The sequence below is a fragment of the Sphingomonas sp. 28-62-11 genome (assembly GCF_002278865.1).
GTDB lineage: Bacteria > Pseudomonadota > Alphaproteobacteria > Sphingomonadales > Sphingomonadaceae > Sphingomonas.
The window spans coordinates 75,387-91,260 of record NZ_NCGB01000007.1 but is presented as its reverse complement, the minus strand read 5'-3'; the positions used below and the strand labels follow the sequence as shown (position 1 = coordinate 91,260).

Sequence of the window (15,874 nt, the reverse complement as noted above, 5' to 3'; positions counted from 1 at the left end):
GAAAAATGGGCGTGCCATTGTCTATATGCTCCTTATTCGCCGTCAAAGTCACGACGGGGGCGATCACCGCGATCGCCGCGCGGGCCATCACGATCACCACGATCGGGGCGGTCGCCGCGCTCACCGCCACGGCGGCTGTCACGGTCACGATCGCCCTTGCGCATCATCGCCGACGGACCGGCTTCCGTCGCATCGACCTTCACGGTCATGTAGCGGATGATGTCTTCGTTGATCTGAGTCTGGCGCTCGAGCTCGGCGACGACACCCGCGGGCGCGTCGATTTCGAGCATCACATAATGCGCCTTGCGGTTCTTCGCGATGCGGTATGCGATCGAGCGGAGACCCCATGACTCGGTCTTGGTGACCTTGCCCTTATTGTCTTCGATGATCTTGGTGGCGTTTTCCGCCAGTGCATCCACCTGCGCCTGTGCCAGATCCTGGCGCGCAAGGAACACGTGCTCGTAAAGAGCCATGTCTTGTCCTTCATCTTGGCCGATTGCTGACCACACCGCACCATGCGGGGGCCCCTCCGGCTGTCGTCTCAAAAACAAAGCAGGGGCGAAGAGACGCGCTCTTCACCCCGGCGATGCAATGGCCCTAGCAAATTTCAGGCAAATGGCAAGCCGCGTGTTGCGCCGTACCAGGAATAACACGTCGGTCAGGCCGGTCGATATAAGCGCCAATCAGCTACCATGAACCGAACGAGGAATTGCAAGCGATTACGGTGTCGCGAACGAGGACTGACGGTCATCTTCGTCATTATCGTCCTGATCGGTAGGCAGCGTTAGGATTCTGGTCGTCCTCCGGCGGCCCAGATCCGGGAAATAGAACGCGACATACTTGATTGCACCGCGATCGATCTCCGCCTCCGCGTAGCCTGACCCGCCGCCTTCAAGGTCAAAGTGGACAACAACTTTTTTGCCATTACGGCGATTGCGGCGGTCTGGTACAATCGATTCGCGGATCACGCCGTAAGACATCCAGCCGTAAGTCTCTAGTTCTACCAAGGCGATAAGGCGCTTTTCAATCGGGTCATCGCTGGCGATCTGCCGGCGAAGGTATTCGATATTCAGTTCCCGCGCTTTCTGGCGATTGCGTTCATCATCATCGACGAATTTAGTGCCAACCACTTGAAATTCGAGCGATAGCTGCGCCGGGGCATTCGGCACGCTCTTCACCGTACCTACGAAACCATCGCGGTCGCACCGGCCCGCCCAGACCGAGCCATCGGTCTGATCGAACAATTTGCACTGCCCCCCCAGCCGACGGCCGATAAGGCCACTGGCGTTCAGGCCACCTGACCCCCGGAAGCTGCCACGCACAAGATTGCCGTCGAATTCCAGTTCGACCTGCAGGCTGCCGCCAATCCGAATCGGACAGCGATGATCGGCGCGCAAGCAGCCTGGAACGGGTTTGTTTGAGTCGCCGCTGAGCGCGCCAACCCGTTCGCCGCTATGGTTGCCGAAATAGCTGACCTTGCCATGGAAATTGTCTGGCAGGCTATTCGCCGGGTTTTCGTTTTCAGTCTTTGCTGACGCCTTCATCGGCATCAACGATAGGGAGATTATCAACAGCACCGTAAAAAAGCTGATCCGGAACATCGCCATTTCCCTATGGTTGCAATTAACCATATCAGCTTCCTTGGCGCTTGGCGAGAAAATGACGGCATGACGTCGGACATTGCCAAATGGGCACGCTTAAGCAAGCTTCCACCCTTTTCCGCTATATGTCGTGCATGGATCGAGCGGAATCAGCGCAGCACGGGCGCGCGCCATTTGATTGGCTGCCAAAATTGCTGGCGGTGCTTTTCGTCATGGCGCTGTCCGTGATGATTGGTTGGACCGGCTTTTTGGCGTCTGACGATTCGCTTTATTATGCCGGCGCCGATCAATGGATGAGCGATCCGCCCTTTGCGGGCGACAACCATTGGACGACGCGCTTTCCGCTGCTGTGGAGTTTTGCCGCGATGCTCGGGCTGTTCGGGCGCGGCTTTACCGCTTTCGCGGCGACGGCGCTGCTTTGGTACGGCGTGCTGGTGGCGCTGGTCGGCCTGTTCGCCGTACGAATCGGCGGGATGCGCACCGGCTGGATTGCCGCGCTGATCGCGGCCACGCTGCCCGTCATCGTCACTAATGCGACCACGGTTGGAGTCGATCTGCTCGAAACCGCTTTGTTGCTCGGCGGCGCCTGGCTTCTGGGTGAGAGTAAGGGCGAGGGCGAGGCTGAGGCTGAGCGGGCGGCGCTGGGGCAAGGGCTGATGGCAGGGATGTGCTTCGGCACCGCCATCATATGCCGCGAAACATCGCTGTTGGCGCTGGTTGCCATGGGACCGCTTTTCCTGATCGGTCGACCAGTCGCGCGAAGCGTGCTGCTGGCGGCAGGCGTCGGGCTGGCGCTGGTGCTGGGTGCCGAGGTGCTTTTCCAATGGGCGCTGACGGGCGATCCGCTTCGCCGTTATGCGATCGCGTTCAACCATGATTCGCATATCGACCGCGCGGCCAATCACGAAGGCAACTTCCTGCTCCATCCGGCGATTGATCCAGTGCTGGTGTTGTTCATCAACGATGATTTCGGGCTGCTATTCTGGGTCGCTGGCGTTGCGGCGATGGTCGGGATGCGGTTGGGCTTTGGCGTCGTGCGATCGCGGCCGCTGCTCGTGCTCGCGGCGATGGCGCTCGCCAGTTTCGTGCTGGTCGCGGTGCTGACTGAAAAGCTGGTCCTCAACCCGCGCTATTTCATGTTGCCCGCGATCATGGCGGTGGTGGTGGCGTCGCTTTGGCTCAGCACGCTGGCCAGCAGCTGGCGCTGGTTGATCGTCACAGGGATACTGACAGTGAACCTGCTGATGCTCAGCGTCGGCAATGCCCATCCGCGCTGGGAAATGGAGTCGCTGATCGAAGCGAGCCGAACGCATCCGGATGAAGTGATCAGCGGCGATCCGGTTATGGTGCGCCGGGCCAAGCTGCCCATGCATTTTGCGGGGCGTGCCAACATTCGCTATGCGCCCGCCTCGGCTGGGGGGCTGGTTGTTGCCCCGATCGGCCAAGCGCCTGCGGGCGAGATTGTGGCGCGATATCCTTCTCCTCCGACACGTCTTGGCGGGCTAATCGAAGGGCTTGGCTTGCGCGATCGCGTGCCTGGCATACTCCATCGCCGCATGTTTGCGCCAAACGAGACGATGGTGCTGGTCCGCACGCCGGAATAAGCTGCCAGCTTGCCAGTGGGTGCCGACGCTCCTAACGGGGCCGCTCCAAGCGGCAATCAGGAGCCAGGATCATCCGCGCTTTTCTTTTCCCCGGACAGGGCAGCCAGGCCGTCGGCATGGGTCGTGCGCTCGCCGATGCCAGCCCCGTCGCCCGCGAAGTTTTTCAGGAAGTCGATGAAGCCATCGGCCAGAATCTCTTCAAACTGATGACGGAAGGGCCGGACGATGAGCTGACCCTGACCGAAAATGCCCAGCCGGCGATCATGGCCAATGCGATCGCCACCTTGCGGGTGCTCGAACGCGAAGGTGGCGTCCGCATTTCGGAAAAGGCGCAGTTCGTCGCCGGGCATTCGCTTGGGGAGTATACCGCGCTCTGTGCCTCGGGTGGAATCGCGCTGCCCTTGGCGGCGCGACTGCTGAAGATCCGCGGCCGCGCAATGCAGAATGCAGTCCCAGTCGGCATTGGCGGGATGGCCGCTTTGCTCGGCGCAACGCTCGAGCAAGCCCAAGCAATTGCCGATGCCGCCGCCCAAGGCGAAGTTTGTACCGTCGCCAATGATAATGCGGCGGGGCAGGTCGTTATCTCGGGCCATATCGGCGCGATCGAACGCGCCGTTGCGATGGCGAAGGATATGGGCGCAAAACGCGGGATGATGCTGGCGGTATCGGCGCCGTTTCATTGTTCGTTGATGCAACCTGCTGCCGATGTGATGCTCCACGCCCTGAAGGCCGCACGGATAGATACGCCGCTCGTCGCGCTTTTTGCCAATGTGCTCGCCGCGCCGATAACGGTACCCGACGAGATCCGCGCACGGCTGGTCGATCAGGTGACCGGCGTGGTCCGCTGGCGCGAAACGATGTTGGCGATGCAGGCCGCGGGCGTTGAGGACTATGTTGAGTTCGGTGCCAAGGTGCTCGGCCCCATGGCCAAACGCACCGTCGAAGACGCCAACACGATGAGCATCGTGACGATGGCCGACATCGAGGCGCTGGCGAAGGCGATTTAATCAGGCGCGAAGGAGAAATTGATGTTCGACCTTACTGGCATGACAGCCCTGGTTACTGGTGCTTCGGGGGGGATTGGGTCTTCGATCGCGCAGGCGTTGGCGGCTCAGGGTGCGCGGCTGGCAGTGTCAGGATCGAACGCGGACAAGCTTGCGGCCTTTCAAGCGGAACTGGGGGGGGATCATGTCGCCTTGCCATGCGACCTTTCGGATGGGACCGCGGTGGATACGCTGGTCGGGCAGGCCGTTGAGGCGCTCGGCGGCAAACTCGATATCCTCGTCAACAATGCCGGGGTGACGCGCGATAATCTGGTGATGCGGATGAAAGATGACGAATGGGACCAAGTGATCCGCGTCAACCTGGAGGCCGCATTCCGCCTTGCCCGTGCCGCCGCGCGGCCAATGATGAAGGCGCGGCATGGCCGGATCATTTCGATCACCTCCGTCGTCGGCACCACGGGCAATCCCGGCCAGGCCAATTATGCCGCGTCGAAAGGCGGGCTGACGGCCATGTCAAAGGCGCTGGCGCAAGAACTGGCAAGCCGCGGAATCACGGTCAATTGCGTGGCACCCGGCTTTATCCGATCGGCGATGACCGATGGGCTGCCCGATGCCCAGAAGGAGGCGCTGAACGCGCGGATTCCGGCTGGGCATATGGGCGAGGGCGCCGATGTGGGTGCGGCCGTTGTCTATCTGGCGAGCCGCGAGGCTGGCTACGTCACGGGCCAAACGCTCCACGTTAATGGCGGAATGGCGATGATTTGATCGCGCGCATCAATTCTGGCGCGCGGGTGCCCCCTTGCAAGGGCAAGCCACGCGTTCTAGGTGCGTTCAAGATACGAACACCTAATGCTACGAGAGGGAAGAGAGCATGAGCGAGACTGCCGATCGCGTGAAGAAGATCGTCGTCGAGCATCTCGGCGTCGAGACCGACAAGGTCACCGAAGATGCGAGCTTTATCGATGATCTGGGCGCGGACAGCCTTGATATCGTGGAACTGGTGATGGCGTTCGAAGAAGAATTCGGCGTTGAGATCCCCGACGATGCGGCTGAAAAGATCGGCACCGTCAAGGATGCGATCACCTATATCGACGAGCACAAGGGCTGAGCACCCAGGGGCATCCCCGCGCAAGCGCGATGCCCGTTTACCCTGCTTGCCCCGATGGGCAGAAACGACTGAGCGGCTCCTCGTCCCAGGGTAATCCGGGGTTGGGGGGCCGCTTTGGTTTTTGAAGAAGAACGGAGATTGCCATGCGCCGTGTTGTCGTCACCGGGCTTGGACTCGTCACCCCGCTAGGCGCGGACGTCGAGACCGCCTGGGCCAACATTCTGGCCGCAAAGTCCGGCGCGGGGATCATTACCCGCTTCGACGCGACCGATTATGCCTGCCGTTATGCCTGTGAGGTAAAGCCTGCCGACCATGCTTATGGGTTCGATCCGGGCAAGCGTGTCGACCACAAGGTCCAGCGCCAGGTGGATCCGTTCATCATTTTCGGCATCGACGCTGCTGGCCAGGCGCTTGAAGATGCCGGGCTGACCGATATGACCGAAGAACAGCGGCTCCGCACAGGGTGCTCGATCGGTTCCGGCATTGGCGGCCTCCCTGGCATTGCCAGCGAATCGATCGTGCTGCACGAAAAAGGGCCACGCCGCGTTTCCCCGCATTTCGTCCACGGGCGGCTGATCAACCTGATTTCGGGGCAGGTGCAGATTAAATACGGGCTGATGGGGCCGAATCACGCGGTGGTGACGGCGTGTTCGACCGGCGCGCACTCGATTGGCGATGCTGCGCGCATGATCATGCTCGATGATGCCGATGTGATGCTGGCGGGCGGTGCCGAAGGCGCGATCTGCCCGATCGGCATTGCAGGTTTTGCGCAAGCGCGCGCGCTGTCGACCAATTTCAACGATGCCCCCGAAAAGGGCAGCCGCCCTTATGACAAGGCTCGCGATGGTTTTGTGATGGGCGAAGGGGCAGGCGTCGTTTGCCTTGAGGAATATGAACACGCCAAGGGGCGCGGTGCCAAAATCTATGCCGAAATCGTCGGTTACGGCATGTCGGGCGATGCGTACCACGTCACCGCACCGCATCCCGAAGGTGCCGGCGCGTTCCGATCGATGCAGCAGGCAATGAAGCGCTCGGGCCTGTCGCTCAGCGATATCGATTATATCAACGCGCATGGCACCTCGACCCCGCTCGGCGATGAGCTCGAACTGGGGGCCGTGCGCCGCCTGTTCGGCAATGCGATCGGCACGCTCTCGATGAGCTCGACCAAATCGGCGATCGGGCATCTGCTCGGCGGCGCGGGGGCGGTAGAGAGCATTTTCTGCATTCTCGCGATGCGCGATCAGATCGTGCCGCCAACGCTCAACCTCGACGATCCGAGTGAGGGGTGCGAGGGCGTCGATCTGGTTCCGCACAAGGCGAAGGAACGGTCGGTGAAGGCGGTTCTCAACAACAGCTTCGGTTTCGGCGGCACCAATGCCAGCTTGGTCATGAAAGCAGTGTAAGCCCCGACAGGGCACGCGGTCGAAACAGGGGTCAGGGATCATGCGCAAACTCGGTTGTCTTGGTCTCCTCATCGTGTTGGCGGCCTTTATCGGTCTCTTCCTCTTAGTGCAGGATTGGGGCGGGCGGGGCCCGGCACCGCGCAATATGACGTTCGAGGTGGCGGAGGGTGCGAGCCTTTCGGGCACCGCCGATCGCCTTGAAAAGACAGGCGCGATCCCCTCAGCTGCCCGCTTCAAGCTGCTCGCCAAGATATTTGGATCGAACGAGCCGATCAAAGCCGGCGAATACCGCATTCCCGCCCATTTGAGCCCCGCCGATATCCTGAAGATGCTGCAGGGCGGCAAGACGCTTCAGCGCTTCGTCACCATTCCCGAAGGATTGCCCGCGGTTATGGTGAAAGACCGATTGATGGCGGCTGATGGGCTGGTCGGCACGGTTGAGGCGCCAATCGAAGGCACGGTTTTGCCCGACAGCTATAGCTTTCAGCGGGGTGATACGCGGCAAAGCGTGCTCGATCGAATGCAGCGCGCGATGCTGAAATATCTCGCCCGAGCGTGGGAAAATCGCAAGCCGGGCATCGCGGTCTCCACCCCGCGTGAGGCGCTGATCCTCGCTTCGATCGTTGAGAAAGAAACCGGCAAGCCCAATGAACGCCGGACGGTGGCCGCGGTTTATTCGAACCGGCTGAAGCGCGGCATGATGCTGCAGGCCGATCCGACGATCATCTATCCCATCACCAAAGGGCGGCCGCTCGGTCGACGTATCTTGCGATCTGAAGTTCAAGCCGTAAACGGTTATAATACCTATGCAATGACGGGCTTGCCTGCTGGTCCGATCGCCAATCCGGGGCGGGCGAGCATTGATGCCGTGCTCGATCCCGCACCGTCGAGCGCGCTGTATTTCGTGGCCGATGGCACCGGCGGGCACGCCTTCGCCGACACGCTCGAACAGCACAACACCAATGTGCAGAAATGGTATGCAATTCGCAAAGCGCGTGGTGAGCGTTAAGGCAGTTCACGATATCCCAGCGTCAGTTTGCCGCCGACACATAACGCGCGATCGGACGCTTCCAGGTTGGGCGCGGTCGCTTGACGACGCCGCTGGTTTCCTTGTTTGAATGCGCGCCATCCCATAGATAGGGTGTTATGGGTTTATCACAGATCATGCCGGATTGGATCCGGGCTCACATACAACGAATCGCGCCGCCGTGCTGAGCAAGTGGTTTGGCCGTAAAACATCGGCCGTGCCGGCTCTTGAGCCAGGCAAGCGCGTCTACGCCATTGGCGATATCCATGGCCGTGCGGATTTGCTCGACCAGTTGATTGATCTCATCGAGGCGGATGATGCGACGCGCGGTGATGCAGACATCCGGCTCATTTTTCTTGGCGACCTTATCGATCGCGGGGCGGACTCAGCCCGTGTTGTCGAGATTGTCGGCAATTTGCTGCGATCAAGCGATCAGGTGCGCCTGATCAAGGGCAATCATGAGGAAGTCTTTGTTGCTGCTGCTGGGGGATGCGCCAAATCGGCTCGGCAGCTGCTGAAGATGGGGGGCTACGAAACCCTTGAAAGCTATGGCATCAACCGCGAAGAGGCCGATCAAGGGACGATTCAGGATCTTGCCGACCTCCTGAAGCAGCGCATCCCACGCGATCACATCGATGTGATCGATCGTGGCGAGGATATGATCAGGATAGGCGATTATGTCTTCGTGCATGCCGGGATCAGGCCCGGCGTGCAGCTCGATCGGCAGGTGGGCAGCGATCTGCGCTGGATACGGCAGCCCTTTCTTGATGCACGGAGGCGCGACCGGGTGGTCGTGGTGCACGGCCACACCCCCACCCAGGATGTCGAATTCAAGCCCGACCGGATCGGCATTGATACCGGCGCTTGCTATAGCGGGAAGCTGACGGCGTTGGGATTAGAGGGGACCGAACGCTGGGTGTTGCAGACTTAGCCAAGGATCTGACCGTCATCCACCCAGGGATCGGCTGCGTCTGGGTCAACCGAAGACAACCGAAGGCAGCTTTAGCCTTCGATCCGATCGAACCGCCCGGTGTCAAAATCCTCGGTCAGCAACCGGACGATGTAATCGCCGACCACGGACGGGTCTTTGACCGACATCGGATCTTCCCCCGGATAGGCGCGCGCGCGCATCGCGGTCCGGGTCGCGCCAGGATCGATCAGCGCGGTGCGGATCTTGCTGATGTTCGCGACTTCAAGGCCATAACTGCACAGGATCGCCTCGAATGCGGCCTTGGACGCGGCATATTCGCCCCAATAGGCACGGTGCTGGCGGGCGACCGATGATGTCAGACCAATTACGCGCCCATGCGCCGATTTGCGCAGCATCGGATCGAACGCCGTCAGCAACGCCACTTGGGCGCTGACGTTCAGCGTCATCACCTTGGCAAAATCCTTGGGGTCGATCACAGGCACCGCTGCCAGCGTCCCGAGGGTTGCGGCATTCAGGACCAGGATATCAAGCGCACCCCAACGCCCCGACAGTGCCGTTGCAAGCCGCGCAATGCTGTCATTCTCGGTCAAGTTCACTGGTGCGATCGTGGCAGTGCCGCCTGCCTTGTAGATCGACTCTTCTACTTCCTCGAGCCCACCGGTGGTGCGGGCCGTCAGCACGACATGGGCACCGGCTGCAGCAAGCGCCTTGGCCGTGGCCGCACCGATCCCGCGGCTCGCCCCGGTGACGAGGGCGGTCTGGCTGGCAAGCGGTTTGTCGGTCACGTCGATACTCCGATCATCTCCGGCCATCGCGGCGGGAGCGAATATTGTCTGAAACGATGTCGGTGGGAGGGGGTCAGATCACCCGTTCGGCGAGCATCGCGAACTGATCGACCGTTTCGCATTCGTCCTGGTCGGTCAGCGTCGTAGGGTAATCGCCGGTGAAGCAGGCATCGCAATGGCTGGGCTGCGTTTCCGAACGCTTCGACTGGCCGAGCGCCTTGTACAGCCCGTCGATCGAAATGAACGCGAGACTGTCGGCATGGATGAAATCGGTCATCCCGCCGACATCGAGCTGTGCCGCGAGCAGCTTCGCGCGTTCGGGCGTGTCGACCCCGTAAAAACAGCTGTGTCGAGTGGGCGGGCTGGCGATCCGCATATGGACTTCGGCGGCGCCCGCCTCGCGCATCATCTGGACGATCTTCAGGCTGGTCGTGCCGCGCACGATTGAATCGTCGATCAGGACGATGCGTTTGCCCCGAATCAGCGCCCGGTTGGCGTTGTGCTTCAGCTTTACGCCGAGATGCCGAACTTTGTCGCCCGGCTGGATGAAGGTGCGGCCAACATAATGCGATCGGATGATACCCAGCTCGAACGGGATGCCCGATTCCTGTGCATAGCCGATTGCCGCAGGCGTCCCCGAATCAGGGACGGGGATGACGAGATCGACTTCGACCGGGCTCTCAATCGCCAGTTGCGCGCCGATCGCCTTGCGTACCGAATAGACCGATCGATCATCGGTGATCGAATCGGGGCGCGAGAAATAGACATATTCGAAGATGCAGGGGCGCGCCGGCACCTCGGGAAAGGGGCGGATCGATCGAACTTCGCTGTCCTGCACAATCACCAGTTCACCCGGGTCGATCGCGCGTTCGAAGGTCGCGCCGACCACGTCGAGCGCTACGGTTTCCGACGCGAAGATGATCGCATCGCCGAGTCTCCCCATCACCAGTGGACGAATCCCGAGCGGATCGCGGCACGCGATCATGCCCTCGGGCGTCATCACGATCAGCGAATAGGCGCCTTCAACGCGCTTCAGTGCGTCGATGAACTTGTCGAGCAGGGTGCGGTAGTTGGATGTCGCGACCAGGTGAATGATCACTTCAGTATCGGACGTCGACTGAAAGATCGAACCGCGCCGCACCAACTCGCGCCGCAAGCGCGTCGCGTTCGAGATATTGCCGTTATGGGCAATCGCAAAGCCCCCGCTCGCCAGATCGGCATAAAGCGGCTGGATATTGCGCAGTGCCGTTTCGCCCGTGGTCGAATAGCGGACATGCCCGCAGGCGACGGTTCCCGTCAGCGCGCGGATCACGTCATCGCGGTCGAAATTGCCGGCAACATGGCCCATTGCCCGGTGGGTGTGGAATTCGCGGCCGTCGAAACTCGTCACGCCAGCGGCTTCCTGCCCCCGGTGCTGAAGTGCGTGGAGGCCAAGCGCGACCAGGGCCGCCGCTTCACCGTCTGTGCCGGATACGCCGAAAATGCCGCATTCCTCATGCAGGTGATCGTCGTCAAAGGGATTTGTTGTCAGCATGCCCGTCCACTGGTTGCGCCGAGCCCGTCATATAGGGACGCCATTCGCGTTTGTCGCGCATTTGTCATCATCGGTTGGACGTATTGGTCGATAAAGATGGTTGAGCGCTGCGGTTGCGCTACAAAAGGGCATGGCCGACTCACGCGAAACCGGGCTGTTGCTCGATCCGAAATACAATACCGACGGACTGATTACCGCTGTGGTGACTGACCGGGTATCGGGCGATGTCCTGATGGTGGCGCACATGAATGCCGAGGCGTTGGCCGCAACCCAGGCGACGGGTGAGGCCACATTCTGGTCGCGCAGTCGCGGCGCGCTGTGGAAAAAGGGCGAAACGTCGGGCAACATCCTGCGTGTCGCTGAAATCCGCATCGATTGCGACCAGGATTCGGTTTGGGTAATTGCCGATCCCGCTGGGCCCGCCTGCCATACCGGCGCGGCAAGCTGTTTCTATCGCCGGATCGAGGGGGATAGCCTCGACCCCGTATTTGCGATGTCCAAAGGGTGACCAGAGGCATTTTCCTGTGTGGGCTGCTGATGCTCTGCGGTTGTTCGGGCGAGACGTCCGCGCCACCGCGTGCCACCCCAACAACGGCGCCCGATCTGGAGACCGCCGCGATTGCAGCAGGCGTGATCGCTGATCCCGCCAATACCGATATGACCGGGCTCTATGCGCGCGATACGGACCGTGTCTGCGTTGTCCCTGACCGCTTGAACTACCGCATTGGGGCTTTCGTCGATTATGGCGATCAGCAGAATTGCAGTGGTTCGGGCACGGTTACGCGGGTGGGGGAGGCGCTGCACATCACCTTTGCCGGAGCGCCGGGCTGCGACTTCGACGCGCGATTCGAGGGCGATCGAATCGTATTTCCAGGCCGAATGCCGCAGGCGTGTGAGAAACTATGCGGTCGTCGTGCATCGTTTGCGGCGCTTGATGTGCGACGTCTGAGCGATTCGGTCTCGGAAGCGTCAACGTTGCGGGATTCGAAACGCAAATTGCTGTGCGCGATTGGCGGGTGAGGTTGACGTTCACGTAAACGATAAGTATTTTGCTGTGTATGGCTACGCTTCCCGCCTATGCACCCATCGCGCCGCTGCCCGACCGGCACAGCTTTTCGATTTCCGATCTGTCGACAGAGTTCGGCGTTACCGCGCGGGCGCTTCGATTCTACGAGGATGAAGGGCTGATCGCGCCAGAGCGGCGTGGCACCGTCCGCATCTATTCCGCGCGTGATCGCGCGCGGCTTGCCTGGATACTCCGCGGCAAGCGTGTCGGTTTTAGTCTGGGCGAAATTCGCGAGCTGCTTGACCTGTACGACATTGGCGACGGCCGACGCTCGCAACGTGAAGTGACCATCGCGCGTTGTCGCGACAGAATAGCGCTACTTGATGCGCAAAAGCACGATATCGATGCCGCCATCGATGAACTGAAACAATTTATCGATCTTATCGAACCGGGGCTCGAATCCGGTCGAGATGGGGCCGATGCCGATCTCAAGACCCAAAAGGACTGATCATGCCGAAATATACGCCGCCCGTGCGCGATACGCGCTTCATTCTCGAGCATGTTGTCGGTCTCGATCGCTATACAAATCTGCCGGGTTTTCAGAACGCTACCCCCGATGTCGTCGATGCCGTGCTCGATGAAGGCGGCAGGTTCGTCGCCGAAGTGCTATTCCCGATCAACCATTCGGGCGATCAGGAAGGCTGCACGCGCCACGCTGACGGATCAGTGACGACCCCCGCCGGGTTCAAGGAAGCTTATGCCAAGTTCGTTGAAGCGGGCTGGTCAACACTTGGCGCACCGGAGGAATTTGGCGGGCAGGCAATGCCCCATGTCGTCTCGACCGCGTTCGAGGAATATAAGAATTCGGCCAATATGGCGTTCGCCATGTACCCCGGCCTCACCCATGGCGCGATCGCATCGTTGCTGGTGAAGGGCAGCCCGGAGCAAAAGGCCAAATATGTCCCCAAAATGGTGTCGGGCGAATGGGGCGGCACGATGAACCTCACCGAGCCACAGTGCGGCACCGACCTTGGCTTGATCCGCACCCGCGCCGAACCCGCCGCCGATGGCAGCTGGTCAATCACCGGCACGAAGATTTTTATCTCGTCGGGCGAGCATGACCTGACCGAGAACATCATCCACCTCGTCCTCGCCAAGACGCCGGGCGCCCCCGAAAGCTCGAAGGGGATTTCGCTCTTCGTCGTGCCCAAGTTCATCGTCAATGACGACGGATCGCTGGGCGAGCGTAACGCGGTTACCTGCGGGTCGATCGAGCACAAGATGGGCATTCACGCCAATTCGACCTGCGTGATGAATTATGACGGCGCGAAGGGCTGGCTGGTCGGCGATGAGATGAAGGGTCTCGCCGCGATGTTCATCATGATGAACGCGGCCCGGCTTGGTGTTGGTCTGCAGGGCCTTGGCATTGCCGAGGTCGCTTACCAGAACGCTGTCCAGTACGCGCACGATCGCCGCCAGGGCCGCGCGCTGACCGGGGCCGTCGATCCGTCCGAAAAGGCGGATACGCTGTTCGTTCATCCCGATGTCCGCCGGATGCTGATGGATGCGAAGGCCGTGACTGAAGGGTTGCGCGCATTGTGCCTGTGGGGCGCCCTTCAGGTCGATCTCACCCATTTCGCGCAGACCGAAGAGGAGCGCCAGCTTGCCGACGATCTGATCGGGCTGCTGACGCCAGTGATCAAGGGCTATGGCACTGACAAGGGCTATGAAATCGCCACCAACGCCCAGCAGGTCTATGGCGGGCATGGTTACATCGCCGAATGGGGCATGGAGCAATATGTCCGCGATGCCCGGATCGCGATGATTTATGAAGGCACCAATGGCGTGCAGGCGATGGATTTGGTCGGCCGCAAGCTTGCGACCAATGGCGGCCGCGCGGTGCAGACCTTGTTCAAGATGCTCGCCGATGAAATTGCCGTGGCAAAGGAAGATGCAAGCCTTGCCGATTTTGCCACGCGGCTCGAACGCTCGGCCAATGATCTTCAAGCATCGACCGTCTGGTTCATGCAGAACGGCATGGCCAACCCGAACAATGTCGGCGCCGGGGCGCACAGCTATATGCACCTGATGGGGATCGTCGCGCTTGGGCTGATGTGGCTGCGCATGGCGACGGCCGCCACCCATGCGCTGGCTGACGGTAAGCCGGATGGCGACCGCGCGTTCCTCGAAGCCAAGCTCGTTACCGCGCGTTATTTCGCTGAACGGATCCTGCCAGACACTGGGTCGCTGCGTCGCAAGATCGAAGGCGGGGCAGAGGCAGTGATGGCGCTATCGCCCGAGATGTTCGAAGCGGCCTGACGTCCCATCAACCCATACGGGCCGTCAAGGCGCCGATGGTTTAGCAGTTGGTGCAGGACGCGGCGCGGTCAATGGTGGTGACACCGTTGGTCGCGCGGTCGGTGTGGCTGGCTGGAATGACCCGGTTATCTTGGGCTTGTTTCCGGCCAGTGCCGCCGGCGGCGGTAAAAGCCCCACCGCTTTGCCATCGTCGCTTGCCGCCCTGGTGATCGTGGTTGTCCCGGCCGACGCCACGCCAAGCGCATCGGGCGCATTAGCCAGGGTCGGGACCACGGCTGTTCCGGGGACAAATGTCTGCGCCTTCATGCACTGGTTCTGATCCGCGCGTGGAAACTGGCTGCAGCTCCACAGCGCCTTTTCAAACCCGCGGGCGCGATCCCGCAGATAACTGAACGACATCGTCGCGACCTGAACAGGCTCGAGCGGCAGGGCGGTTGGCGTCCGCAACCGGGCGGTCCAGGCCATATATTTGCAATAGGGGCGGGAGCCACAGCTTGCCTCCGCCAGCTTCCTGAAGCTGTCAGGATCAGTCCGCCGATCGACGGTGGCAAGGAAGGCATTCGGATCGCCTGACACGGGGGCGGGCGGTACATAGGCCTCCGCCGGAAAATCATCGATCGCAGCAGCCTGAAAATCGCCCGCCGCGTTATGCGCGGGCGAGTATTGCGCGAGTAGCGCGATGATCGGCTCGTCGGTCGCGACCCGGCGGTTGAATGCAGGTGGCGTGCCCCACCAGCCCGTCCAGCGGAAAAACAAATGGGTACCGACCGCACTCACCTTGTCGAGGCTCGAGCTCCAATAGGGCACCACCCAATCGGTATGATAATGTGTCGAATGGCCGACTTTCGCGAACACCCGACCTTTCAGCGCTTCGGTGGCAACGGTACGCGCGCAGACCCAGGCCTCGTCGGACCAGCGGTGGCGGAACAGCGCCCCATCGCAGGTGAAGGTGAACTGGCAACCGGTGCGGCGCTCCGCCCCCTGAAACACCACGCCGCAGATCGTCTTAGGGAAGGCGGGGTGGCGCACCCGGTTGATGATGACCTGCGCGACGGCACGCTGGCCGGTCGCATCATCGCCCGCTTCGTACAGCACCGCCGTTGCCAGGCAATCGACCGCGCGCATGGCAGCGATTCCCGTCTCCTGCAGGCGAAAGGGCTTGGCGGCGGGATTGGGACCGACCGAAAACGGCACCGCGGTATTGATCCTGCGTGCGTCGTCAGGCGTGATCGCGGCGAACTCGATCGGGTCGACTGGTGGCAATTGCTGGGGTGGCACAATGGGCTGTCCCCCGACCAGACTGGGCGGTGCGGTTTGCGGTGCAGTTGAAGCCTGCACGATGAGTGTCGGCACCGTCACTGCGAGCACACTGACGATCGTCAGCACGATTGATGTCCGCCGACCGGGATCACCGAATAATGCCGTTCGAGCAGCAGAAAAATTGAACGGAAGCACTTGCATGGGCATCAAAACGAGCTCGGTCGGAAATTGGTCCCGGCCCTTACCCTAGTTTCGATACCAAGCGAAGTGCGGCAGCAGTTGCTGAAAGGCT

Annotated in this window: 16 protein-coding genes; 11 read left to right on the top strand and 5 right to left on the bottom strand. The window is 61.2% G+C overall.

Going from position 1 to position 15,874, the window contains the following annotated elements; all coding sequences use genetic code 11:
• Window positions 1-32 precede the first annotated feature (32 nt).
• Window positions 33-473, bottom strand: a complete 441-nt coding sequence (gene rpsF, locus B7Y49_RS03625) for a 30S ribosomal protein S6 (protein ID WP_374126206.1) — start codon at window positions 471-473, stop codon at window positions 33-35.
• A gap of 246 nt (window positions 474-719) precedes the next feature.
• Complete coding sequence (locus B7Y49_RS03620; RefSeq protein WP_374126205.1) at window positions 720-1,607, bottom strand: hypothetical protein; 888 nt, start codon at window positions 1,605-1,607, stop codon at window positions 720-722.
• A 206-nt stretch (window positions 1,608-1,813) separates the two neighbouring features.
• Here B7Y49_RS03620 and B7Y49_RS03615 point away from each other — a divergent pair, with 206 nt between their 5' ends.
• The 7 genes from B7Y49_RS03615 (at window position 1,814) to B7Y49_RS03585 (ending at window position 8,678) form a co-directional block, all read left to right on the top strand.
• Window positions 1,814-3,205: a glycosyltransferase family 39 protein gene (locus B7Y49_RS03615; protein ID WP_374126204.1), complete on the top strand. Its 1,392-nt coding sequence runs from the start codon at window positions 1,814-1,816 to the stop codon at window positions 3,203-3,205.
• Window positions 3,206-3,276: 71 nt separating this feature from the next.
• The gene (gene fabD / locus B7Y49_RS03610) at window positions 3,277-4,212 is read left to right on the top strand and encodes an ACP S-malonyltransferase (protein WP_374126208.1); all 936 of its coding nucleotides are present in this window, start codon (window positions 3,277-3,279) and stop codon (window positions 4,210-4,212) included.
• Between the two features lie 21 nt (window positions 4,213-4,233).
• Window positions 4,234-4,974 carry a 3-oxoacyl-[acyl-carrier-protein] reductase gene (fabG, locus tag B7Y49_RS03605; protein ID WP_374126203.1) on the top strand — a complete coding sequence of 247 codons (741 nt, stop codon included), beginning with the start codon at window positions 4,234-4,236 and terminating at the stop codon, window positions 4,972-4,974.
• A 106-nt stretch (window positions 4,975-5,080) separates the two neighbouring features.
• Window positions 5,081-5,317 carry an acyl carrier protein gene (locus B7Y49_RS03600; protein WP_374126202.1) on the top strand — a complete coding sequence of 79 codons (237 nt, stop codon included), beginning with the start codon at window positions 5,081-5,083 and terminating at the stop codon, window positions 5,315-5,317.
• A gap of 143 nt (window positions 5,318-5,460) precedes the next feature.
• Complete coding sequence (gene fabF / locus B7Y49_RS03595; RefSeq protein WP_374126201.1) at window positions 5,461-6,720, top strand: beta-ketoacyl-ACP synthase II; 1,260 nt, start codon at window positions 5,461-5,463, stop codon at window positions 6,718-6,720.
• Window positions 6,721-6,760: 40 nt separating this feature from the next.
• The gene (gene mltG, locus B7Y49_RS03590; RefSeq protein WP_374126200.1) at window positions 6,761-7,729 is read left to right on the top strand and encodes an endolytic transglycosylase MltG; all 969 of its coding nucleotides are present in this window, start codon (window positions 6,761-6,763) and stop codon (window positions 7,727-7,729) included.
• A 199-nt stretch (window positions 7,730-7,928) separates the two neighbouring features.
• Window positions 7,929-8,678 (top strand): metallophosphoesterase family protein, encoded by a 750-nt coding sequence (locus tag B7Y49_RS03585; RefSeq protein ID WP_374126199.1) that lies wholly within the window; start codon window positions 7,929-7,931, stop codon window positions 8,676-8,678.
• A gap of 71 nt (window positions 8,679-8,749) precedes the next feature.
• Here the strand turns inward: B7Y49_RS03585 and B7Y49_RS03580 are convergent, their stop codons facing one another.
• Together B7Y49_RS03580 and purF are read right to left on the bottom strand one after the other, a co-directional pair.
• Window positions 8,750-9,463 carry an SDR family NAD(P)-dependent oxidoreductase gene (locus B7Y49_RS03580; RefSeq protein WP_374126198.1) on the bottom strand — a complete coding sequence of 238 codons (714 nt, stop codon included), beginning with the start codon at window positions 9,461-9,463 and terminating at the stop codon, window positions 8,750-8,752.
• A 73-nt stretch (window positions 9,464-9,536) separates the two neighbouring features.
• The gene (purF, locus tag B7Y49_RS03575; protein ID WP_374126197.1) at window positions 9,537-10,997 is read right to left on the bottom strand and encodes an amidophosphoribosyltransferase; all 1,461 of its coding nucleotides are present in this window, start codon (window positions 10,995-10,997) and stop codon (window positions 9,537-9,539) included.
• 130 nt (window positions 10,998-11,127) lie between these two features.
• On the opposite strand from purF, the gene hisI reads away from it, so the two are divergent.
• The 4 genes from hisI to B7Y49_RS03555 are packed head-to-tail and all read left to right on the top strand — an operon-like array spanning window position 11,128 to window position 14,322.
• Window positions 11,128-11,505: a phosphoribosyl-AMP cyclohydrolase gene (hisI, locus tag B7Y49_RS03570; RefSeq protein ID WP_374126196.1), complete on the top strand. Its 378-nt coding sequence runs from the start codon at window positions 11,128-11,130 to the stop codon at window positions 11,503-11,505.
• On the top strand, window positions 11,502-12,017 hold the full coding sequence (locus B7Y49_RS03565; RefSeq protein ID WP_374126195.1) for a hypothetical protein: 516 nt from the start codon (window positions 11,502-11,504) through the stop codon (window positions 12,015-12,017). Before hisI ends, B7Y49_RS03565 begins: the two co-directional genes overlap by 4 nt.
• Before the next feature lie 38 nt (window positions 12,018-12,055).
• Window positions 12,056-12,511, top strand: coding sequence for a MerR family DNA-binding transcriptional regulator (locus B7Y49_RS03560; protein ID WP_374126194.1), 456 nt, complete (start codon window positions 12,056-12,058; stop codon window positions 12,509-12,511).
• A 2-nt stretch (window positions 12,512-12,513) separates the two neighbouring features.
• Window positions 12,514-14,322 (top strand): acyl-CoA dehydrogenase C-terminal domain-containing protein, encoded by a 1,809-nt coding sequence (locus B7Y49_RS03555; RefSeq protein ID WP_374126193.1) that lies wholly within the window; start codon window positions 12,514-12,516, stop codon window positions 14,320-14,322.
• 24 nt (window positions 14,323-14,346) lie between these two features.
• Here B7Y49_RS03555 and B7Y49_RS03550 read toward each other — a convergent pair whose 3' ends face one another.
• Window positions 14,347-15,708, bottom strand: coding sequence for a cell wall hydrolase (locus B7Y49_RS03550; RefSeq protein ID WP_374126192.1), 1,362 nt, complete (start codon window positions 15,706-15,708; stop codon window positions 14,347-14,349).
• Window positions 15,709-15,874 lie beyond the last annotated feature (166 nt).